General features: G+C 73.0%; 24 protein-coding genes. 13 read left to right on the plus strand and 11 right to left on the minus strand.

Annotated features, from left to right (window positions below; translation table 11 throughout):
* Positions 1–326 precede the first annotated feature (326 nt).
* Together ABZV94_RS31900 and ABZV94_RS31905 are read right to left on the minus strand one after the other, a co-directional pair.
* Positions 327–1,085 (minus strand): SDR family oxidoreductase, encoded by a 759-nt coding sequence (locus ABZV94_RS31900; protein WP_356346551.1) that lies wholly within the window; start codon positions 1,083–1,085, stop codon positions 327–329.
* 56 nt (positions 1,086–1,141) lie between these two features.
* Positions 1,142–2,173: a Gfo/Idh/MocA family oxidoreductase gene (locus ABZV94_RS31905; protein ID WP_356346553.1), complete on the minus strand. Its 1,032-nt coding sequence runs from the start codon at positions 2,171–2,173 to the stop codon at positions 1,142–1,144.
* Positions 2,174–2,274: 101 nt separating this feature from the next.
* Here ABZV94_RS31905 and ABZV94_RS31910 point away from each other — a divergent pair, with 101 nt between their 5' ends.
* The 5 genes from ABZV94_RS31910 (at position 2,275) to ABZV94_RS31930 (ending at position 7,297) form a co-directional block, all read left to right on the plus strand.
* Positions 2,275–3,588, plus strand: a complete 1,314-nt coding sequence (locus ABZV94_RS31910) for a multidrug effflux MFS transporter (protein WP_356346556.1) — start codon at positions 2,275–2,277, stop codon at positions 3,586–3,588.
* Positions 3,528–4,709: a serine hydrolase domain-containing protein gene (locus ABZV94_RS31915; RefSeq protein WP_356346558.1), complete on the plus strand. Its 1,182-nt coding sequence runs from the start codon at positions 3,528–3,530 to the stop codon at positions 4,707–4,709. Before ABZV94_RS31910 ends, ABZV94_RS31915 begins: the two co-directional genes overlap by 61 nt.
* 84 nt (positions 4,710–4,793) lie before the next feature.
* Positions 4,794–5,771 (plus strand): small ribosomal subunit Rsm22 family protein, encoded by a 978-nt coding sequence (locus ABZV94_RS31920; RefSeq protein ID WP_356346560.1) that lies wholly within the window; start codon positions 4,794–4,796, stop codon positions 5,769–5,771.
* Positions 5,772–5,813: 42 nt separating this feature from the next.
* A complete protein-coding gene (locus tag ABZV94_RS31925; protein WP_356346562.1) occupies positions 5,814–6,428 on the plus strand; it encodes a TetR/AcrR family transcriptional regulator in 615 nt (204 codons plus the stop codon).
* Between the two features lie 128 nt (positions 6,429–6,556).
* Complete coding sequence (locus ABZV94_RS31930; RefSeq protein ID WP_356346565.1) at positions 6,557–7,297, plus strand: bifunctional DNA primase/polymerase; 741 nt, start codon at positions 6,557–6,559, stop codon at positions 7,295–7,297.
* Positions 7,298–7,324: 27 nt separating this feature from the next.
* Here the strand turns inward: ABZV94_RS31930 and ABZV94_RS31935 are convergent, their stop codons facing one another.
* From ABZV94_RS31935 to efeO, 4 genes are read right to left on the minus strand one after another with little or no spacing between them, the layout of a single operon-like run.
* Positions 7,325–8,317, minus strand: coding sequence for a hypothetical protein (locus ABZV94_RS31935; RefSeq protein WP_356346567.1), 993 nt, complete (start codon positions 8,315–8,317; stop codon positions 7,325–7,327).
* Positions 8,277–9,149, minus strand: coding sequence for an iron uptake transporter permease EfeU (gene efeU, locus ABZV94_RS31940; protein ID WP_356346569.1), 873 nt, complete (start codon positions 9,147–9,149; stop codon positions 8,277–8,279). Before efeU ends, ABZV94_RS31935 begins: the two co-directional genes overlap by 41 nt.
* Positions 9,150–9,152: 3 nt before the next feature.
* On the minus strand, positions 9,153–10,403 hold the full coding sequence (efeB, locus tag ABZV94_RS31945) for an iron uptake transporter deferrochelatase/peroxidase subunit (protein ID WP_356346571.1): 1,251 nt from the start codon (positions 10,401–10,403) through the stop codon (positions 9,153–9,155).
* A gap of 17 nt (positions 10,404–10,420) precedes the next feature.
* Positions 10,421–11,557, minus strand: a complete 1,137-nt coding sequence (gene efeO, locus ABZV94_RS31950; protein WP_356346574.1) for an iron uptake system protein EfeO — start codon at positions 11,555–11,557, stop codon at positions 10,421–10,423.
* A gap of 243 nt (positions 11,558–11,800) precedes the next feature.
* Here efeO and ABZV94_RS31955 point away from each other — a divergent pair, with 243 nt between their 5' ends.
* Positions 11,801–12,445, plus strand: a complete 645-nt coding sequence (locus tag ABZV94_RS31955; RefSeq protein ID WP_356346577.1) for a PhzF family phenazine biosynthesis protein — start codon at positions 11,801–11,803, stop codon at positions 12,443–12,445.
* Positions 12,446–12,571: 126 nt separating this feature from the next.
* On the plus strand, positions 12,572–12,769 hold the full coding sequence (locus ABZV94_RS31960; protein ID WP_356346579.1) for a hypothetical protein: 198 nt from the start codon (positions 12,572–12,574) through the stop codon (positions 12,767–12,769).
* Positions 12,770–12,820: 51 nt separating this feature from the next.
* Here ABZV94_RS31960 and ABZV94_RS31965 read toward each other — a convergent pair whose 3' ends face one another.
* Complete coding sequence (locus tag ABZV94_RS31965; protein WP_356346582.1) at positions 12,821–13,468, minus strand: biliverdin-producing heme oxygenase; 648 nt, start codon at positions 13,466–13,468, stop codon at positions 12,821–12,823.
* 94 nt (positions 13,469–13,562) lie between these two features.
* Complete coding sequence (map, locus tag ABZV94_RS31970) at positions 13,563–14,420, minus strand: type I methionyl aminopeptidase (protein ID WP_356346584.1); 858 nt, start codon at positions 14,418–14,420, stop codon at positions 13,563–13,565.
* A gap of 58 nt (positions 14,421–14,478) precedes the next feature.
* Here map and ABZV94_RS31975 point away from each other — a divergent pair, with 58 nt between their 5' ends.
* Positions 14,479–14,712: a hypothetical protein gene (locus ABZV94_RS31975; RefSeq protein ID WP_014672360.1), complete on the plus strand. Its 234-nt coding sequence runs from the start codon at positions 14,479–14,481 to the stop codon at positions 14,710–14,712.
* Here ABZV94_RS31975 and ABZV94_RS31980 read toward each other — a convergent pair whose 3' ends face one another.
* Positions 14,713–15,981 (minus strand): MFS transporter, encoded by a 1,269-nt coding sequence (locus ABZV94_RS31980; RefSeq protein WP_356346586.1) that lies wholly within the window; start codon positions 15,979–15,981, stop codon positions 14,713–14,715.
* A 93-nt stretch (positions 15,982–16,074) separates the two neighbouring features.
* Entirely contained in the window at positions 16,075–16,671 is a 597-nt protein-coding gene (locus ABZV94_RS31985) for a hypothetical protein (RefSeq protein WP_356346589.1), read from the minus strand.
* A gap of 115 nt (positions 16,672–16,786) precedes the next feature.
* Here ABZV94_RS31985 and ABZV94_RS31990 point away from each other — a divergent pair, with 115 nt between their 5' ends.
* Genes ABZV94_RS31990 through ABZV94_RS32000 form a run of 3 tightly spaced genes read left to right on the plus strand, consistent with a single transcriptional unit; the run spans position 16,787 to position 18,870 of the window.
* Positions 16,787–17,860: a sialidase family protein gene (locus tag ABZV94_RS31990; protein ID WP_356346591.1), complete on the plus strand. Its 1,074-nt coding sequence runs from the start codon at positions 16,787–16,789 to the stop codon at positions 17,858–17,860.
* Between the two features lie 37 nt (positions 17,861–17,897).
* The gene (gene npdG, locus ABZV94_RS31995; RefSeq protein ID WP_356346592.1) at positions 17,898–18,611 is read left to right on the plus strand and encodes an NADPH-dependent F420 reductase; all 714 of its coding nucleotides are present in this window, start codon (positions 17,898–17,900) and stop codon (positions 18,609–18,611) included.
* A gap of 13 nt (positions 18,612–18,624) precedes the next feature.
* Positions 18,625–18,870 (plus strand): hypothetical protein, encoded by a 246-nt coding sequence (locus tag ABZV94_RS32000; RefSeq protein ID WP_356346595.1) that lies wholly within the window; start codon positions 18,625–18,627, stop codon positions 18,868–18,870.
* On the opposite strand, the gene ABZV94_RS32005 is transcribed toward ABZV94_RS32000, so the two are convergent.
* Entirely contained in the window at positions 18,860–19,660 is an 801-nt protein-coding gene (locus ABZV94_RS32005; RefSeq protein ID WP_356346597.1) for a site-2 protease family protein, read from the minus strand. The genes ABZV94_RS32000 and ABZV94_RS32005 overlap by 11 nt on opposite strands.
* A gap of 121 nt (positions 19,661–19,781) precedes the next feature.
* Here ABZV94_RS32005 and ABZV94_RS32010 point away from each other — a divergent pair, with 121 nt between their 5' ends.
* Together ABZV94_RS32010 and ABZV94_RS32015 are read left to right on the plus strand one after the other, a co-directional pair.
* The gene (locus ABZV94_RS32010; RefSeq protein WP_356346599.1) at positions 19,782–20,306 is read left to right on the plus strand and encodes a DUF6578 domain-containing protein; all 525 of its coding nucleotides are present in this window, start codon (positions 19,782–19,784) and stop codon (positions 20,304–20,306) included.
* Between the two features lie 14 nt (positions 20,307–20,320).
* A partial coding sequence (locus ABZV94_RS32015) for a helix-turn-helix domain-containing protein (RefSeq protein ID WP_356346602.1) occupies positions 20,321–20,544 on the plus strand: 224 nt, incomplete at its 3' end.

Consider the following 20,544-nt stretch of genomic DNA (forward strand, 5'->3'; position numbering starts at 1 on the left):
GGACGGGGAGCGGACGCCGGCACTGACCGGGGTGCCGGGGCGTCGCACCGGCGCCGGGCGGTCGTCCCGCCCGCGGCCGAGCCGGCCGTACGGCGGTATGTGGCGGCGGTCGTTCCAGCGGGCCGTGTGTACCCCGCGGTCCCCCGCGAGGTCCACCCCCAACTCCGGTCCGGTGGAACGACCGCCGCCTCCCCCCTGGCGGTGGCTGCGGAACCTCTGTGCTCCAACTGTGAAGCTCTGGTGGAGAAAAGTTGAGCACATGTCACCGATGAGCCGCAATAGCGCGGATGTTCAAATTCCGCTTGAGTGAGCCGGGGGAGCGCGCCTCAGCCGCGCCCGATGTACGGCATCGCCGTCGCCAGGACCGTCGCGAACTGCACGTTCGCCTCCAGCGGCAGCTCCGCCATGTGCCGCACGGTGCGTGCCACGTCGGCCACGTCCATCACCGGCTCCGGAGCCGTCTCGCCGTTCGCCTGGAGCGCGCCCGTCCGCATCCGGGCCGTCATGTCCGTCTCCGCGTTGCCGATGTCGATCTGCCCGACCGCGATGCGGTACGGCCGCCCGTCCAGGGACAGCGACTTGGTCAGGCCGGTCAGCGCGTGCTTGGTCGCGGTGTAGGCGACCGAGTGCGGGCGGGGCGTGTGGGCCGAGACGGAGCCGTTGTTGATGATCCGGCCGCCCTGCGGGTCCTGCTCCTTCATCCGCCGGTAGGCCGCCTGGGCGCACAGGAACGCGCCGTTGAGGTTGGTGTCCACCACGTGCCGCCAGGCGTCGTACGGCAGTTCCTCGACCGGGACCCCGCCCGGCCCGAAGGTCCCCGCGTTGTTGAACAGCAGGTCCACCCGCCCGAACCGCTCCACGGTCGCCGTGAACAGCGCCTCGACGTCCTCGGGCCGCGCCACGTCGGTGGGGACGGTGAGCGAGGCCGCCTCCGGCACCAGGGCCGCCGTCCCCGTCAGCGGCTCCGCGCGCCGGCCGGCCAGCGCCACCGACCAGCCGGCGCGCAGCAGCTCCACGGCGACGGCCCGCCCGATGCCGGAGCCGGCCCCGGTCACCACCGCGATGTTCGATTGCCTGTCAGTCATGGTTCCGCAGCCTAGGCGGGAAGTCCGCCATGCGGAATCAGCTGTCCGTCATACGGTTACCCGGCGAGGACGGCCACCTCGTCACCCGCCGTCTCCTCCCCGGGGTAGCGCACCCCGATCCGCTCCCGCACCGCGTCCAGCGTCCGCATCACCGCGAGCGTCCCCTCCAGCGGCACCAGCGGCGACTCCTTCTCGCCCGCCCGCAGCGCCCGCATCACCTCCGCCGCCTCGTGCCGCAGACTGGTGCGCGGCCCGTCGGCCGGGTCGGCGGCGAACTCCTCGGGGTCACGGCCGTCCCGGTGCAGTACGAACCGGTCGGGATGGAAGAAACCGGACGGGATGTCGATCCGGCCGTGCGCACCGGTGACCGACGCCGTGACCGCCGTACCGCCGACGATCGAGCAGTGCAGGGAGGCCAGCGCGCCGCTCTCCCAGGACAGCACCGCACCCGTCTGGAGGTCGACGCCCTCCGGCGACAGCACCGCGCTCGCGGCGACCCCGTCCGGCTCGCCGAGCAGCAGCTGGGCGAAGGACACCGGGTACACGCCCAGGTCCAGCAGCGCCCCGCCGCCCAGCGCCGGATCCCGCAGCCGGTGCGCGGCCGGGAAGGGGCCGGCCAGGCCGAAGTCGGCGTGCACGGTCCGCACCTCGCCGATCGCCCCGTCCTCCACCAGCGCCTTCAGCCGCCGGACCAGCGGATTGCAGTACATCCACATCGCCTCCATCAGGAAGCGGTCGTGGTCCCGGGCGAGCGCGACGAGTTCCTCCGCCTCGCGCAGGTTCAGCGTGAACGGCTTCTCGCACAGCACGTTCCGGCCCGCCTCCAGGCACAGGCCGGCCGCCGCCCGGTGCGCCGCGTGCGGAGTCGCGACGTACACCACGTCGACGTCCGGGTCCGCCGCCAGCGACTCCCAGTCGCCGTACGCCCGCTCCGCCCCGAACCGCTCGGCGAACGCCTCCGCCGACTCCCGCCGGCGCGACGCCACCGCCACGATCTCCGCGCCCGGCAGATCGACCAGGTCCGCCGCGAACGCCGCCGCGATCCCGCCCGTCGCCAGGATCCCCCACCGCACGCTCTCTCCCGCCATCCCCGCCCTCGCTCATCCGTTCCTCGGCAGTGTGTACGAGCTGAGAGCATAGGTGCCGGTCATGTCGGCGACAGCGATGTCAGGGAAGCAGGGAGGGGCACATGCCGGACCACGCGGCGGCACCGACACCGGAACGGGACCAGCGCTCCACCCCCGCCCCCGCACCCTCACCGGCCGGCGCGCCGCGCCGCGGCGGCCCCCTGCTCACCTTCCTCCTCGGCGGGCTCACCGCGACCACCCCGCTCGCGATGGACATGTATCTGCCATCGCTGCCGGAGGTCACCCGCTCCCTCGGCGCCCCCGCCGTCACCGTCCAGCTCACCCTCACCGCCTGCATGGCCGGACTCGCCCTCGGCCAACTGGTCGTCGGCCCCCTCAGCGACCGCTGGGGCCGGCGCCGCCCGCTGCTCGCCGGACTCGCCGTCTACCTGGCCGCCACCGCCCTGTGCGCCCTCGCGCCCACCGTCGAGACCCTGATCGCCTTCCGGCTGGTGCAGGGCCTCGCCGGCGCGGCCGGAGTGGTCATCGCCCGGGCCGTCGTCCGCGACCTGTACGACGGCGTCGCCATGGCCCGCTTCTTCTCCACCCTCATGCTGATCTCGGGGGCCGCCCCCATCGTCGCCCCGCTCGTCGGCGGGCAGATCCTCCGGGTGACGGACTGGCGGGGCGTCTTCGTGGTGCTCTCCGTGGTCGGCGCCGCGCTGACCGCGCTGGTCTGGGCGCGGCTGCCGGAGACCCTGCCGCCGGGGGAGCGGCACAGCGGCGGAACCGGCGAGGCCCTGCGGGCGATGCGCCGCCTCCTCGCCGACCTGCCCTTCACCGGCTACATGCTCGCCGGCGGCTTCGCCTTCGCCGCCCTGTTCGCCTACGTGAGCGCGTCCCCGTTCGTCGTCCAGGAGATCTACGGCGCCTCCCCGCAGACCTTCAGCCTGCTGTTCGGCCTCAACTCCGTCGGCCTGGTGGCCGCCGGCCAGTTCAACGGCAAGGTGCTGGTCGGCCGGGTCAGCCTGGACAAGGTGCTCGCCGGCGGGCTGGCGGTGATCGTCGTCGCCGCGACCGCCCTGCTGCTGATGGCCACCGGCGTCTTCGGCGACACCGGCCTCGTCCCCGTCGCCGCCGCCCTCTTCGTCCTGATGTCCGCGATGGGTGTCACCCTGCCCAACGCCCAGACCCTCGCCCTGCTGCGCACCCGGCACGCCGCCGGCTCCGCCTCCGCGCTGCTCGGCACCTCCTCCTTCCTCGTCGGCGCGGTCGCCTCCCCGCTCGTCGGCGTCGCCGGGGAACACACCGCCGTCCCGATGGCCGTCGTCCAGCTGGCCGCTGCACTGGTCGCGGTGGCCTGCTTCGTGGGACTGTGCCATCCCTGGGCGGCACGGGAGACCCCCCGTGCCGGGTCGGAGGGAGACGAGAGCTGAGCGCACCGAGACTGCGCGCCGGCACGCCGGAACGCGCCGGGCTCGACCCCGTCGAACTCGGGCACCTGGTCGACGAGGTGCACGCCCTCACCGCCGGCGAGCGCCCCTGGGCGTCCGGCGCCGTCGTACTGGCCGGCCGCGGACCCGTGATCGCCGTGGCCGAGGCCGCGGGCTGGGCCGTGCGGTACGCCGCCCACGACCCCGAGACCGGCACCGCGGTGGAACTGCCGCCGGCCGCCCGGGTCCCGGCCACCGTCGACACCCCCTTCGACCTCGCGTCCCTCACCAAGCTGTTCACATCCGTCGCCGCCGTGCAGCAGATCGAGCGCGGAACCCTCGGCATGGACGCCCGCGTCGGCGACTACCTGCCCGACTTCCACGGCGCCGCCGCGCACGGCACCACGGTGCGGCAGCTGCTCACCCACACCTCCGGGCTGCGCCCCGAACTGCCCCTGTACGACTGCCCCGACGACGCCACCCGCCTCGACCTGCTGCGCGCCGAGGCCCCCTCCGGCGAGCCGGGCCGGTACGTGTACTCGGACCTGAACATGCTGCTGCTCCAGTTCGTGCTGGAGCGCGTCACCGGCCGCACCCTCGACGTCCTCGTGCGGGACTGCGTCACCCGGCCGCTCGGCATGACCGCCACCGCGTTCGGGCCCTGCCCCGGCGCCGCCGCCACCGAGGACCAGCGGCGGCCGTGGGCCAAGGCCGACCGGGGGATGCTGCGGGGCGTGGTCCACGACGAGAACGCCTGGGCGCTCGGCGGGGTCGCCGGCCACGCGGGCCTCTTCTCCACCGCGCCCGACCTGGCCGTCTTCTGCCGCGCCCTGCTCGCGGGCGGCTCCTACGGCCCCGCGCGCATCCTCGGCCCCGACCTCGTGGAGCTGCTGTTCACCCCGCCCGGCCTGGGCTTCCAACTGGACCAGCCCTGGTTCATGGGCGAACTGGCGGGCAGCGGCGCGGCGGGCCACACGGGCTTCACCGGCACGTCCCTGGTCCTGGACCGGGCGACGGACACGTTCCTGGTGCTCCTGGCCAACACGGTCCACCCGAAACGCCGCCCACCGGACAGCGGCCCCCGGGCGAGACTGGCGACCCACCTGGCACGAGCGGTGATCTGAGAGCCACCCGAGCCGCCTGCCTGGCGGCACCTTCCCAGCCGACCAGCGAACCCCCGGCGGGCCGGGCGCCGCTAGAATCGCCAGGTGAACGACCCCCTCCGCACAGCCCTGGCCGAGCTGCTCGACGGCCTGCCCCCCACGGAGGTCGCCGCCGCCGTGGACCGGCTGATCGCCAACTACCGCGGTGACACCCCGACCCACGCGCCGATCCTCCGCGACCGCGCCGACGTCGCCGCGTACGCCGCCTACCGCATGCCCGCCACCTTCGAGGCCGTCCACCGCGCGCTGGAGGCGTTCGCGGCGACCGTCCCCGACTGGACGCCCGCCGCCCACGTCGACGTCGGCGGCGGCACCGGCGCCGCCACCTGGGCCGTCACCGCCACCTGGCCGGGCGAGCGCAGCGTCACCGTGCTGGACTGGGCCGAACCCGCCCTCGCCCTCGGCCGGCGGATCGCCGCCGCCAACCCCGCCCTGAAGGGCGCCCGCTGGCAGCGCGCCCGGATCGGCAAGGACCTCGCGCTGGACGCCACCGACCTGGTCACGGTGTCGTACGTCCTCAACGAACTCGCCGAGGCCGACCGCGCCGCCCTCGTCGACGCCGCCGCCGGCGCCGCGCGGACCGTCGTGATCGTCGAGGCCGGCACCCCGGCCGGCTACGCGCGTGTCATCGAGGCCCGCGACCGGCTGATCCGGGCCGGCTTCCGCATCGCCGCCCCCTGCCCGCACAGCGCCGCCTGCCCCATCGCACCGGGCACGGACTGGTGCCACTTCTCCGCCCGCGTCGGCCGCTCCTCCCTGCACCGCCAGGTCAAGGGCGGCTCGCTGGCGTACGAGGACGAGAAGTTCTCCTACGTCGCCGCCACCCGGCTGCCCGCCGAGCCGGCCCCCGCCCGGGTGGTGCGGCGCCCGCAGATCCGCAAGGGCCAGGTGCTCCTCGACCTGTGCGAGGCCGAGGAGCGGCTGCGCCGGACGACGGTCACCAAGCGGCACGGCGACCTGTACAAGGCGGCCCGGGACGCGGACTGGGGCGACGCCTGGCCGCCGGACGACTCCGCGTCCTGACCGGTGTCATAGCCCGCCCCCGCCGCTGTTACTTTCGACCCCATGGTCAGCAAGCCCGCCCCCGACGCCACCCGCCGCAGCGAGAAGTCCCGCCGGGCCATCTACGCCGCCGCCCTCTCCCTCGTCGGGGAGGTCGGGTATCCGAAGACCACCGTCGAGGCCATCGCCGCCCGGGCCGGGGTCGGCAAGCAGACCATCTACCGCTGGTGGTCGTCCAAGGCGGACGTCCTGCTGGAGGCGTTCCTGGACCTCGCCGAGCAGGCGGCCCGGGCGGCGGGCCAGGAGGCGGACGCCATCCCGGACACCGGTGACCTGGCCGCCGACCTCAAGGCGGTGCTGCGGGCCACGGTGGACGAGCTGTTCGACCCGCGCTTCGAGGCGCCGGCGCGGGCGCTGGCCGCGGAGGGGGTGGTCAACGAGCAACTCGGCCGCGAGGTGGTGACCCGGCTGCTGGAACCGCAGCTCCAGCTGTACGTCGCCCGGTTGCGCTCGGCCCAGGACGCGGGGGCCGTACGAGCCGGCGTCGACCCCCGGATCGCGCTGGAGTTGTTCGTCTCCCCGCTCGCGCAGCGCTGGCTGCAACGGACCGGGCCGATCTCGTACGACTACACGGACACCCTCGTCGAGTACGCCCTGCACGGGATCGCCGCGCCCTGAGACCGCCCACCCGCCGCCCGGTGACGGCCGGCCACTCGCCTGCGGCGACCCCCCGAAGTACGCGAAGATGGGACGATAAGGCATGCTGTCCGCACACCAGCGAGGCGACCACCAGACCGAGGGGATAGATGAGCGCGACGTTCGGCGGCCGGAGCGGCCGGCAGGGCAAACTCTCCCAGTGGCTGCTCGGACGCCGCGCGAAGGAGGCCGCCGCCGACGACGGCGGCCGTGAGACCCTGCTGCTCGCCGCCGCCGCGGCGGGCCTGCCCCTGGCCCCCGCCGCGCACCCCTCCGACGGCTACCGCTGCTCCTGCGACCGCGTGGGCTGTCCCACCCCCGCCCGGCACCCGGTGTCGTTCGCCTGGCAGACGCAGTCCACCACCGATCGCGCCCAGATCGAGCGCTGGGCCCGGCACCAGCCGGCGGCGAACTTCATCACCGCCACCGGCATGGTGCACGACGTGCTGGACGTGCCCCTGGAGGCCGGCCGCGAGGCCCTGGACCGGCTGCTCGGCTCCGGCGTCGAGGTCGGCCCGGTCGCCGAGAGCGACGACGGCCGCATGCTGTTCTTCACCCTCACCCGCGGCACCCCCGAGGACGAGGACGAGTGGTGGCCCTGCGAACTGGACTGCCACCCCGAGACGATGGACGAGCACCCCGGGCTGCGCTGGCACTGCCGGGGCTCCTACGTCCTCGTACCGCCCGCCCGGCTGCCCGGCGACGACGACCAGCGGGTGCGCTGGGTGCGGGGCCTGGAGCACCCGCTGCCGGACCCGCTGACCCTGCTGGAGGCGCTCACCGACGCCTGCGCCCGGCACGCGGGTACCGAGTCCGGCCACCACGGCGCGGCCTGGCCCCTGCACCACTGACCGTCCGGCGGGCCCCGGTCCCGGTGCCTACTCGCCCTGCGCCGACGTCAGCCCCTGCACCCGCCCCAGCATCCGCACCGGTCCGCTGCCCGCCGGGTCGAGCACGGCCTGGTTGGCGATCGACTCCAGCGTCAGGGACTGTTTCACCTCGCCCTTGATCAGGGCCTGCACGTCCTTGTTCGGGACCGGCACGGTGGAGCCCGTGTAGGCGGTCTGCTTCTCGTAGTGGTGCGTGGTGAAGAACACCAGCGCCCCGCCGTCCGCCGTGCGCAGCGCGAGCGGCGCGTAGTCGCCGTGGGTGAGCGGTTCGTCGATGAACTGCCGGACCAGCCCGGGCTTCTTGGCCTCCTTCGCGCGGTCCGCGCGCAGCCCGCTGGTGTAGCGGCCGTCCGCGAAGGACTTCCCGCCGTTCTCCAGGTAGTCCGCGTACGTCTTGCTCAACTCGTCCGGGCGGACGGCGAGCCGGGTGGTGTCGGCCGGCACGGCCTCGGCCCAGCCGTCCTCGTCCGTCCTGAACGCGGGCACGGTGCCGGGGGCCATGAGCGTCAGATAGCTCACCTGCCAGCGTTCGCCCAGGTCACCGCGGGTGAAGACCAGCACCCAGCGGAAGTTCCCGCCCTTGCTGCCGTGGGCGTCCGCGACGAACCAGCGGGGCCAGCCGGCCTTCTTCGGGATCGTGATCTTCACGTCGCTCAGCGTCAGCGGGGTGTGGTTCGCGTTCCCCGACGGGCTGTTGACGTGCCCCGCCCTCAGCCGGGCGGAGTCGATGTCGGAGAGGGCGCCGGCGACGTAGGGCGCGTCCAGGGAGCTGTCGTAGGCCTTGTCGGCCTTGTTGTACGCGTCCGTGAACGCGGTGACCGCCTTGGCGGCCTCGGCGCGGGTGGCCGCGGGAAGCACCACCCGCTCACCGTGCACCACCACGCATCCGCTCGCGGTCAGCGACAAAGCGGTCAGCGAGGCCGCTATGAGTGCGTTCCGGTCACGCCTGCGAAGCCGGCGACGGCTGCGTTCCCTGGTCATCGGGCTCCTTCACCTTCCCCTTTCCGGAGGCGAACCCTACCGGGGAGAGGAACAGCGCGAGCACCGGGACCAGGTACAGCGCCCACACCGTGATCTGAAGGACCGTCGGGTCCGGCTGGAAGTTGAACACACCCTTCAGCAGGGTGCCGTACCAGCTGTCCGGCGGGATGGCGCCGCTGATGTCGAACGCCAGGTCGCCCAGCCCCGGGATCCAGTCGGCCTCCTGGAGGTCGTGGAAGCCGTACGCCAGCACGCCCGCCGCGACCACGACCAGCATTCCGCCGGTCCAGGTGAAGAACTTGGCCAGGTTGATCTTCAGGGCGCCCCGGTAGAACAGCCAGCCGAGGAGGACGGCCGTGGCGAGACCGAGGGCGACGCCGATGAGCGGACGCGGGGTGCCGTCGCTCGCCGCGTGCACCGACGCCCACACGAACAGCGCGGTCTCCAGACCCTCCCGGCCGACCGCGAGGAACGCCGTGGCGACCAGCGCGCCCGTGCCGAGGGCGAGGGCCGCGTCCAGCTTGCCGTGCAGCTCCGACTTCAGGTGCCGGGCGGTGCGCCGCATCCAGAACACCATCCAGGTCACCAGGCCCACGGCGACGATCGACAGGGAGCCGCCGAGCGCCTCCTGCGCCTGGAACGTCAGCTCCTGCGAGCCGAACTCCAGGGCGCAGCCGAAGCCCATGGCGATGGCGATCGCGATGCCGATGCCGATCCAGATCGGCCTCAGGGCGTCCTTGCGGCCGGTCTTGACCAGGTAGGCGATCAGGATGCAGACGACGAGCGACGCCTCCAGACCCTCACGCAGGCCGATCAGGTAGTTGGAGAACACGGGCTACGCCTCCTTCGAGAACAGCGTGCGGCCCCACCAGTCGCCGGAGTCCCGGACGCCGGGCGGGATCGCGAAGACCGCCGAACCCACGTGCTGGATGTACTCGTTGAGCGCGTCGTGCGCGGCCAGCTTGCGCTGGAGCGGGATGAACCCCTTGCGCACGTCCCGCTGGTAGGCGAGGAAGAACAGGCCGGCGTCGAGCCGGCCGAGGCCGTCGGTGCCGTCGGTGAAGGAGTAGCCCCGGCGCAGGATGGTGATGCCGTTGTTGGAGTCGGGGTGCGCGAGCCGCACGTGCGCGTCGGGCTTCATCGCCTTCAGGAACGGCTCGTCGTGCTCCTTGGCCTTGCCGACCGGGGCGCCCTCGCGCTTGTCCCGGCCGAACACGTCCTCCTGCTCCTGGAGCGAGGTGCGGTCCCAGGTCTCGATGTTCATGCGGATGCGCCGGGCGACCAGGTACGACCCGCCGGTCATCCAGTCGGGCCCGTCCTCCTCGCCGACCCACACGAACTTCTTCAGCCGGTCGGTCTCGGTGCCCGCGATGTTGCGGGTGCCGTCCTTGAAGCCCATCAGGTTGCGCGGGGTCTGCGCGTCCGGCGTGGTCGAGGAGGTCTTGCCGAAGCCGAGCTGCGACCAGCGGATGGCGACCTTGCCGAAGCCGATCCGGGCGAGGTTGCGGATGGCGTGCACGGCGACCTGCGGGTCGTCGGAGCAGGCCTGGACGCACAGGTCGCCGCCGGTGCGGGACCTGTCCAGGTTGTCGCCGGGGAACTTGGGCAGGTCGACCAGGGCCTCGGGCCGCCGGTTGCTCAGCCCGAACTTGTCGAAGAGCGACGGCCCGAACCCGATGGTCAGCGTCAGCCGGGACGGCTTGAGTCCGAGCGCCTCACCGGTGTCGTCCGGCGGGGCCTCGGCGAGCCCGCCGTAGGCGCCCTCGCCGACCGCCTTGCCGGCGGTCATCCGGCGGGCCGCGGCCGTCCAGTCCTTGAGCATCTGGACGAACTCGTCGCGGTCCTCGGTCTTCACGTCGAACGCGGCGAAGTGCAGCCGGTCCTGCACCGGGGTGGCGATGCCGGCCTGGTGGGCGCCGTGGAACTCGACCGCGCCGCCGGTCTCGGCGGCGGCCGGGTCCATGTCGTTGCCCGTCCTGGTCATCGCCACGGCCCCGCCGGCCGCGGCGGCCCCGAGCGCGAGCCCGGCACCGCCCCAGCCGATCAGCGCGCGGCGCGACGGATTGGTCCCCTGGGTCTCGGTCATCGCCCTTGCCCCCTTGCTTACTTCACGACCGCGGCGGCGAGCTTGGACAGCGGCTCGGCGAGCGCGTTCACCGCGTCCGACAGCTCCTTGCGCTGGTCCTTGGTGACCTTGTCGTAGGAGACGAAGTCGTAGGACGTCTTGTCCGTCCGGTACTTGTCGAGCAGCGTGTTCAGCGCCGCGAACTGCTTGTCGAGTTCCTTGGTGAGCGCCGGGTCGTTCTTCGCGGCGACCGGCTTCAGCAGCTCGTACGCCTTCTGGGCGCCCTCGACGTTGCCCTTGAAGTCGACGAGGTCGGTGTGGGCGTAGCGGTCCTCCTCGCCGGTGACCTTGCCGGTGGCGACCTCGTCGAGCAGTTCCTTGGCGCCGTTGGCCATGGAGCTCGGGGTGATCTCGGCCTTGCCGACCCGCTTCTGCCAGTCCTTGAGGTCCGTCAGCAGCTGGTCGGCGAGGGTCTTCTCCTCGGCGCCGATCTTCTTGTCCTGCCAGAGGGCCTTCTCCAGCCGGTGCCAGCCGGTCCACTTCTGGCCGGCCTCCAGGCCGTCCTCGCGGACGTCGACCTTCGGGTCGATGTCGCCGAAGGACTCGGCGACCGGCTCGGTGCGCTCCCAGCCGAGGCGGGAGAGGCCGTAGGCCTTCTTCGCGGCCTCCAGGTCGCCGTCCTTGACCGCCTTCACGAAGGTCTCGGCCTTCGGCAGGGTCTCGTCGGCCTGGTCCTGGGCGTACTGGCGGTACTCGGCGACGGCCTGGTCCAGCTTCGGGTCGCGCTTGGCGGTGCTGCCGCCGCCGGTCACGGTCAGCTTCTGCCGGACGCCGTGGCCCTTCATGCCGGGCCGGCAGGCGATCTCGTAGGAGCCGGCCTTCACCTCGGCGGTGAGCGTGTACTTGGTGCCCGGGCCGATGTTCTCCTTCTCGGAGACGATCCGGTCGTCGGGGAACAGGATCTCGACCTCGGTCGCCTTCGATCCCTTGTTCTCGATCTTCAGCGTGACCTGACCGGCCGGCACGGACTTGCTGGAGGTCGCGCAGGTGGAGTCGGCGGCCGTGACCTGGATGGCGTCACCGTCCTTGGCATCGCTTTTCGCGGTGCAGGCCGAAAGGGCGGTCAGAGCCGCCGCGGTGGCGGCGGCGGTGACGGTCAGTCGGACGGCTCGCATGCAGGCTCCCAGCGAATCTGGTGTGGTGAGGCTGCCCTAACTTACATGAGGCTATCCTCACCCATACCCCCGCCTCCCGTGATTCAGCTCTCACGAAAAGATCACGGACACGGCTTGATCGCGACGCCCCAAAGGGGATGGCAATAGAAGGTAAAGGCGAGGTCAAGCGGGTGCGGAATGGCCGCTGCCCGGGGGTCCCCGCCTGGGAGGCGGTCTCCGGGGCGGCGATGTTTGAATTCCCCGGTGACTGACTACGACGTACTCCGCGTCTTCTGCGGGCCGGACGGCGGCTACGGCAACGAGCTGGGCGTCGTCCGCGACGGCTCGGTGCTGCCCGAGCGGGACGACCGGCAGGCACTGGCGGCCAAACTCGGCTTCAGCGAGACCGTGTTCGTGGACGACCCCGAGCGCGGAGTGATCGACATCTATACGCCCACCCTGCGCCTGCCCTTCGCCGGTCACCCCTGCGTGGGCACGGCCTGGCTGCTCGACGTGCCCGAACTGGTCACGCCCGCCGGGGTCGTCGGGACCCGCCTGGACGGCGAGTTCACCTGGATCGAGGCCCGCGCGGAGTGGGCGCCCCCGCGCACCCTGCGCCAGTACGCCCGCGCCGCCGAGGTGGACGCCCTCGACGTGCCGCCGCCGGGCGAGTGGATCTACGCCTGGGCCTGGGAGGACGAGGCGGCCGGGCGGGTCCGGGCCCGCGCCTTCCCCGGCCGCGACGACGGCATCGAGGAGGACGAGGCCACCGGCGCGGCGGCGCTGCTCCTCACCGACCGGCTGGGCCGCGCGCTGAACATCACCCAGGGCCGGGGCTCGCAGCTCCTGACGGCCCCCCAGCCACACGGGTGGATCGAGGTCGGGGGACGGGTCCACCTGGAGCGCTGACGCGTACGCACGTCCGGGGGATCGTTCGAGCCCCCGTTCGGGTGGATCCGTGTGGGCGCGCGAAGCGCGGCGGGGAGGAAGGGGGACCTCTGGGCGTGACCACTCCGTCTCCCTGAGAGGAGCACCATGCGCATCAGATCAGTCCTGGCCGCGACCGCCCTCGCCGCCGCGCTCGCCGCGTCCGGCGCGACGACGGCCAGCGCCGCCCACTACGACACCACGACCGACGACCAGGCCGTATGCAGCCCGTACGCCGGCACCCTCACCTCGCTGGAGAACCACCTGACCTGGTCGGGCGCCCACTGCAGCGACTACCTGCGCTGATCCGGCCCGGGTCCCCTCCCGTGCGCGGCGGGGGACCCGGTCGCACGGGGCTCAGGCGGACCGCGGGAGCTCCTCTGCCAGGGCCCGGAAGACGGCCGTGTTGAGCGTGAACGCCCGCTCGCACTCGGCCACGACCCGCTGCCTCTCCAGGTCGTCCACCGCGATCCCGTCCAGCAGTTCGCGGTAACCCCGTTTGAACGCGGCCGGGTTGGCGATCCGCTCGAAGACGTAGAAGCGGACTCCGTCGCCCTTCCTCGCGAAGCCCCACGTCCGCTCCGCCGTGTCCCGGATGGTCTGGCCGCCGGAGAGGTCCCCCAGGTACCGGGTGTAGTGGTGGGCCACGTAACCGCCCGGCCAGTGCTCCGCGCACTCCCGCACCCGGTCCGCGTACGCCCTCGTCGCGGGCAGCGCGCTCAGGCCCGCCCGCCAGTGCGGGCCGCGCAGATGGGCCAGGTCCCGCTCCAGCGCGGGCAGCCGGAAGAGTTCGGGCCGGATGAACGGACCCGCCACCGGATCCGCCGTGAGCCGGCCGGCCGTGGTCTCCAGCGCCTCGTAGACGAAGAAGAGTTGTTCGGTGTACCGCGCGTAGGCCGCCACGCCGAGCCGGCCGCCGAGGAGGGCGCTCAGGAACGGCGAGGTCCGCACCGTCGCGTGCTGGTCGTGCGAGGCGGTGCGCAGGAGGGACGAGAAGGAGTCCATGAGCGCCTCCGCTTTGCCGACAGCATGTCGGTAAAAGCGTACAAGCAAAAGCCCGCCCCGGCAGGGAGCGGGCTCGCGGCGGGCCGGGCGGTGCTCAGGGGAGGGTCAGGATCTCCGCGCCGCTCTCCGTCACCACCAGCGTGTGCTCGAACTGCGCGGTGCGCTTGCGGTCCTTCGTCACGACCGTCCAGCCGTCGTCCCACATGTCGTACTCGTGCGTGCCCAGCGTCAGCATCGGCTCGATCGTGAACGTCATCCCCGGCTGCATCACGGTCGTCGCGTGCGGGCTGTCGTAGTGCGGGATGATCAGCCCGGAGTGGAACGACGTGCTGATGCCGTGCCCGGTGAAGTCCCGCACCACGCCGTAGCCGAACCGCTTGGCGTACGACTCGATGACCCGGCCGATGACATTGATCTGCCGGCCGGGCCTCACGGCCTTGATCGCCCGGTTCAGCGCCTCGCGGGTGCGCTCCACCAGCAGCCGCGACTCCTCGTCCACGTCGCCGACCAGGTAGGTGGCGTTGTTGTCGCCGTGCACCCCGCCGATGTACGCCGTCACGTCCAGGTTGACGATGTCGCCGTCCCTGAGGACCGTCGAGTCCGGGATGCCGTGGCAGATGACCTCGTTGACCGACGTGCACAGCGACTTCGGGAAGCCGCGGTAGCCGAGCGTCGACGGGTAGGCGCCGTGGTCGCACATGTACTCGTGGGCGACCTTGTCCAGCTGATCCGTGGTGACCCCCGGCGCGATGATCTTCGCGGCCTCCTCCATCGCCTGCGCGGCGATACGGCCGGCGATCCGCATCGCCTCGATGGTCTCGGGGGTCTGCACCTCCGGCCCGGTGTACGGCGCCGGCGCGGGCTTGCCGACGTACTCGGGGCGGCGGATGTTTCCGGGAACCGAACGGGTGGGAGACAGCTCCCCTGGTACGAGCAGCGACTGGCCAGACATGCAAGCGAGTCTAACCAGCGGACATGGGGGAACATGTCGGTGGCGAGAGGAGCTGTTCATGGCCCTGTTCAAGAAGCGCACCGTCGGCAAGCCGGGCGAGTGGTACTACTGCCTGGAGCACAAGAAGGTCGAGGAGGGCCCGGACTGCCCGGGCAAGGACCGCTTCGGGCCGTACGCCTCCCCCGAGGAGGCCCGGCGCGCGATGGAGACCGCCGCCGAGCGCAACCTCCAGTGGGAGAACGACCCGCGCTGGCACGACGCCCCCGCGGGGGGCGGCACCGACGAGGACTGATCACGCCGGTACGCTGGCGCGCCGCTCGCGCGCCCGTACCGCGTGCTCGTTCGTCCGCGCGTCGTACCTCATCAGCCCCGGCAGGCACAGCGCCAGCAGCCCCACCGCGCCCGCGCACGCCAGGCCACCGGACCAGACCGAGGCCCGCACGCCCGCCCACGCGGCCGTGCCGCCCGCCCGGACCTGGCCGAGCTGAGGGCCGACCGAGTACGACAGCAGTTCGATCCCGGCGAGCCGGCCGCGCAGCTCGTCCGGGATCGTCTGGTTCCACATGGCCGCCCGGAAGATCCCGCTGACCATGTCGAAGCCGCCGCCGACGGCGAGGAACAGCAGCACCAGCCAGACGTTCCCGCACACCCCGGCCGCCGCCACCGCCAGGCCCCACCCGGCGGCCGACAGCACCACCAGCAGCCCGTGCCGGTGCACCCGCGAGGTCCAGCCGCTGGTCAGGCTCACCAGCAGCGCCCCCGCCGGGATCGTCGCGTACATCAGCCCGAGCGCCCACTCGGCGTGCAGGTCGTCGGCGAGGAACGGCAGCACGGCCAGCGGCATCGCCAGGAACATCGCCGCGAGGTCGACGGCATAGGTGCCGAGCAGCTCCTTGCGGCTCCACGCGTAGCGGGCGCCCTCCGCGATCGCCTTCAGATCAGGCTTCGCGGCCTCCTCGGCGGCGGGGGAGGGGGCGATCCGCGCGATGTACGCGAGCGAGACGGCGAACGTCAGCAGATCGGCCGCGTAGGCCCAGCCCAGGCCCGCGTAGGCGACGACCACGCCCGCGACCGCCGGGCCCGCGACCCCGCCGACGGTCCAGCGCAGCGAGTTCAGCGAGGCCGCCGCCGGCATGTCCTCGTGGGCGACGATCCGGGGCCACAGGGAGTCCAGGGCCGGGCGCTGCACGGACACCAGGGCGGAGGAGAGGGCGGCGACGACGTACAGCGGCCAGACCGCGGGACGCGGCAGCAGGGCGTTCAGCAGCAGGGCCGCGCTGAGCAGGCCCTGGCCCGCCTCCGTCCACACGATGAGCTTCCGCTTGTCCAGGGCGTCGGCCAGGGCGCCGCCGTACAGGCCGCACACGATGAGCGGCAGCAGCTCCACGGCACCGATCGCGCCGACCGCCGCCGCGGACCCCGTCAGGTCCTTCAGCTGGACCGGCAGCGCGACGAAGGTCAGGAAGCTGCCGAAGTTGCTGATCAGACCGGACGTCCACAGGCGCCGGAAGTCGGCGGAGGCTTTCCAGGGGGCGAGGTCGGGGAGAAGGGCTCGGCTCACTGACGCATGCTCGACGCCCCGGCACGGCCGGGCAACTGTTTTTCGGTTGCTTTCCCACCCGGCCGAGCGTGTCCGGTGGGTGGGAAAGGCGGGTCACCAAGGGGCCGGCGGCGGAGCCGTCAGCGCTTCCGTCAGGCGTGACAGGCGGTCCCGGAACCCCCGCCTCCTCCTCGGAGAACCCCCGTTCTCGCCCGCCGCCGCGCTGACCAGGTGCTGCACGGTGTCCAGGTCCAGCTCCGCTCCCGGAGGCACGGCCAGCGTGTCGTGCGCCATCGCGGCCAGCTCGCCCCCGCCTTCGCCGAGCGCCAGTACCGTCACCCCGGCCCGCCGGGCGTCGTGCACCCGCTCCAGCAGCGGCGCCGGCTCCTCGGGCGCCACCACCAGCAGGGTCTCCCCGCGCCGCGCCGCCGCGATCCGCCCCGGCCCCACCGCCAGGTGCGCGGGATCGGAAGGCCGCGCGTGGTGCCGTACCAGCGTCGGCGCCAGCTCGGGCGTGCCCGACCACGCGGCCTCGTCCACCAGGTGCGCGGCCAGGTGCCACGGCTCGTACTCCGGCGTCCCCACCAGCAGCAGCCCGCCCCCGTGCGCCACCACCGACCCGCGCAGCACCCCGGCGAACCTCCGGGTGGCCCCCAGCCACTCGGTCCCGGCGAGCACTTCCCGCAGCAACGCGACCCGTACGGCGTCCATGCGACCGCATCCTGCCGCAACACGGCACTCGTGACGCGGCGTTCACCGCGAATTCGCCCGACCCGGGGATGGTGGCGGCCCACCCCGCCGCCCCACAGGCCCGAGGAGCCGCCCGATGACCGACGTGACCGTCCCCTTCCGCGCGGGCCACGAGGGATACGCGAGCTTCCGCATCCCGGCCGTCGTCGCCTCCAGGTCCGGCACCCTGCTCGCCTTCTGCGAGGGCCGCGTCGACTCCGCCGCCGACCACGGGCACATCGACATCGTGCTCAAACGGTCCACGGACGGCGGCCGCACCTGGGGCCCCCTCCGGGTCGCGGCGAGCAACGGCACGGACCTCGCCGGCAACCCCGCACCCGTCGCCCTGGACACCGGCCGCATCCTGCTCGTGCACATCCGCGCGGCCGCGTCCGCCACCGAGGCCGCCATCCTGCGCGGCGAGGTCGCGGAGGCCGACGGGCGGCGCGTGTGGGTGCAGCACAGCGACGACGACGGGCTGACCTGGTCCAGGCCCAGGGAGATCACGAAGCAGGTGAGGAAGCCCGGCTGGCGCTGGTACGCCACCACCCCCGGCCACGCCCTCCAGCTGACCTCCGGACGCGTCCTCGTCCCGGCCAACCACACCCTGCCGCCCGCCGGCACCGACACCGGCGCCGAGGCCAGGTACAACAGCGGGCACTGCCTGCTCAGCGACGACCGCGGCCAGACCTGGTACCTGGGCTACCTGGACGAGAACACCGACGGCTACGTCAACGTCAACGAGACCACCGCCGCGGAACTCCCCGACGGCCGCGTCTACCTCAACACCCGCAACGACTCCCCGTCACCCGGCAACCGCGCCGACGCCCACTCCCGGGACGGCGGGAAGACCCTCGTCAAGCCCTTCCGGCCGCAGGCCGGACTGGCCGCGCCGGTCTGCGAGGCCTCCGTGCTCCAGCTCCGCGACCCCGACCTGCTCCTCTTCTCCGCCCCGGCCGACCCCGCCGCCCGCGCCCTGATGACCATCCGCGCCTCCGACGACGGCGGCGTCACCTGGCGTCCGGCGTTCACCGTCGACGGGCTGCCCGCCGCCTACTCCGACCTGGTCCGCGTCGACCCGGACACCGTCGGGCTGCTGTACGAGACGGGAGACTTCAGCGCCTACACGACGATCACCTTCCGCCGGGTGCCCGTGCACCGGCTGACCTGAGCCGGTACGGACCCCGCGGCGGACGTAGAGTCGGCCCATGACCTCTACCGACAGCGCACAGACCCCTGCCAAGGCCCCCGCCAAGGACCCCTGGGACCTGCCCGACGTCTCCGGCTACGTCGTCGGCGTGCTCGGCGGCACCGGACCGCAGGGCAAGGGCCTCGCCTACCGGCTCGCCCGGGCCGGCCAGAAGGTGATCATCGGCTCCCGGGCCGCCGAGCGCGCGCAGGCCGCCGCCGAGCAACTCGGCCACGGCATCGAGGGCGCCGACAACGCCGAGACCGCGCGCCGCAGCGACATCGTGATCGTCGCCGTGCCGTGGGAGGGCCACGGCCCGCTGCTGCAGTCGCTGCGCGAGGAACTGGTGGGCAAGCTCGTCGTCGACTGTGTCAACCCGCTCGGCTTCGACAAGAAGGGCGCCTACGCGCTGAAGCCGGAGGAGGGCAGCGCCGCCGAGCAGGCCGCCGCGCTGCTGCCCGGGTCGCGGGTCACCGCCGCCTTCCACCACCTGTCCGCCGTCCTCCTGGAGGACCCGGAGATCGAGCAGATCGACACCGACGTCATGGTCCTCGGCGAGGAGCGCGCCGACGTGGAGATCGTGCAGGCACTGGCCGGACGCATCCCCGGCATGCGCGGCATCTTCGCGGGCCGGCTGCGCAACGCCCACCAGGTCGAGTCGCTGGTCGCGAACCTGATCTCCGTCAACCGCCGGTACAAGGCACACGCCGGGCTGCGCGTCACCGACGTGTGAGCCCGGTCCGGCCATGGGGGACACTGGTGACCTCAGCAGTGTCCCCCGACAGGATCCGGAGCCGACCCCCATGCCCCGCATCGCCCTCTATGCCCTGATCGTCTGCCTCCTCGCGGTGGCCGCGGCGGTCATCTCCTTCGTCCAGGGGAGCTGGCTGGGCATCGTGTGGGTGCTGCTGGCGGGCTTGTCCTCCAACATGACCTGGTACTACGTCAAGCGCGGCCGGGCCGCCGGGCAGGACCGCTCCGTCACGGGCTGAGCCGGCAGATCTCCGGGGTGTCCTGCCAGAACCGGTAGTTCGCCTCGCCGCAGTAGCGGGAGAAGTCGTCGACGTTCAGCGCCCGCATGATCGAGTCGATCACGTCGAAGAACGCGCTGTTGACCGACGGCAGCCACAGCAGCGCGAACACGAACAGCAGCCCGAACGGGGCGAACGGCTCCACCTGCCGCTTCACGTTGTACGACAGCCACGGCTCGATCACGCCGTAGCCGTCCAGGCCCGGCACCGGCAGGAAGTTCAGCAGCGCCGCCGTCACCTGCAGCAGCGCCAGGAACGCGAGCGCGAACCGGAAGTCCGCGGGCACCCCGTCCAGCGCGTCCAGCCAGAACGGGGCCGTGCACACCGCCGCGAACAGGACGTTCGTCAGCGGGCCCGCCGCCGAGATCAGGCTGTGCCGCCAGCGGCCCCGGATCCGGCCCCGCTCGATGAACACCGCGCCGCCCGGCAGACCGATCCCGCCCATGATCACGAACAGCACCGGGAGCACGATGCTCAGCAGGGCGTGCGTGTACTTCAGCGGGTTCAGCGTGAGGTAGCCCTTCGCGCCGACCGTGATGTCCCCGCTGTGCAGGGCGGTGCGGGAGTGCGCGTACTCGTGCAGGCACAGGGAGACGATCCAGGCCGCCGTCACGAACAGGAACACCGCGACGCCCGGCTGCGCGGCGAATCCGGTCCAGGTGGCCCAGCCGGTCACCGCCGTCACGGCCAGGATGCCGACGAACACCGGACTGATCTGGCGTTCGCCGTGGCGGGTGGTGGCGGTGGTCATGGGCGAGCTCCTGTGCTGCGGCCGGGGACGGTCGGGAACTGCGACCGTACCGGCCGCGGACACGTGGGGAAAACGTCTCGCGGTGGCCGTCCGGTTCCGCGAAGGTGAAGGAATGCCACGGATGAGGGTGTACTACGCGGACTGGCAGATGGAGTGCTGCGGCACGCCGTTCGCCGTCGGCGACGAGGTCGCCTGGCGGCTCGTGCCGGCGGGCGAGGAGGACGCCCGCTACGGCGCCACCGCCCGGGTGGAGCACCACGGCGGGCCCGACGCGGAGACGGTCGGCCGCGTCCGCGCCATCGAGCTGGTGCACCAGCGGTACACGGTCCGCACGGACCCGCGCGTCCGCGAACGCATCGACCGGGCCCTCGCAGCGGACCGCCCGTCCGACGGGCCGGTCCTCCTGCCGTCCCCGTACACGACCGAGCCCGTGCCCGGCGCACACACCCTGGAGCCGGTGGCGGCCTGCCCGAGGTGGTTCGAGCGGGAGGACCCCGGGGAGGGGCCGGGCCCCCGGCGGATCCGCCGCACCACGGGGGCGCTCGTCACACTGGACGTCACGGGAACCAGACCGACCCGCCCGGAGAACCCCGCCGCGCCCGAGCCCCCCGGCGCCACGCCGGCCGAGCCCGGTGACTGCCGCTGATCGCTCCAGGGACAATGGACCCCGTGCGCTATCGGCTGCTCGGCACCACTCAGGCGATCCGCCCCGACGGTACGGCCGTTCCGGTCGGCGGGGCGCGGTTGCGTGCCCTGCTGTGCGTGCTCGCGCTCAGGGCCGGGCGGACCGTGCCCGCCGGCGTGCTGGTGGACGAGGTGTGGGGCGCCGACCCGCCCGCCGACGCCACCGGCGCCCTCCAGGCGCTCGTCGGCCGGCTCCGCCG

It is taken from the genome of Streptomyces sp. NPDC004658 (assembly GCF_040609555.1).
In the GTDB taxonomy this organism is placed as follows: Bacteria; Actinomycetota; Actinomycetes; order Streptomycetales; family Streptomycetaceae; genus Streptomyces.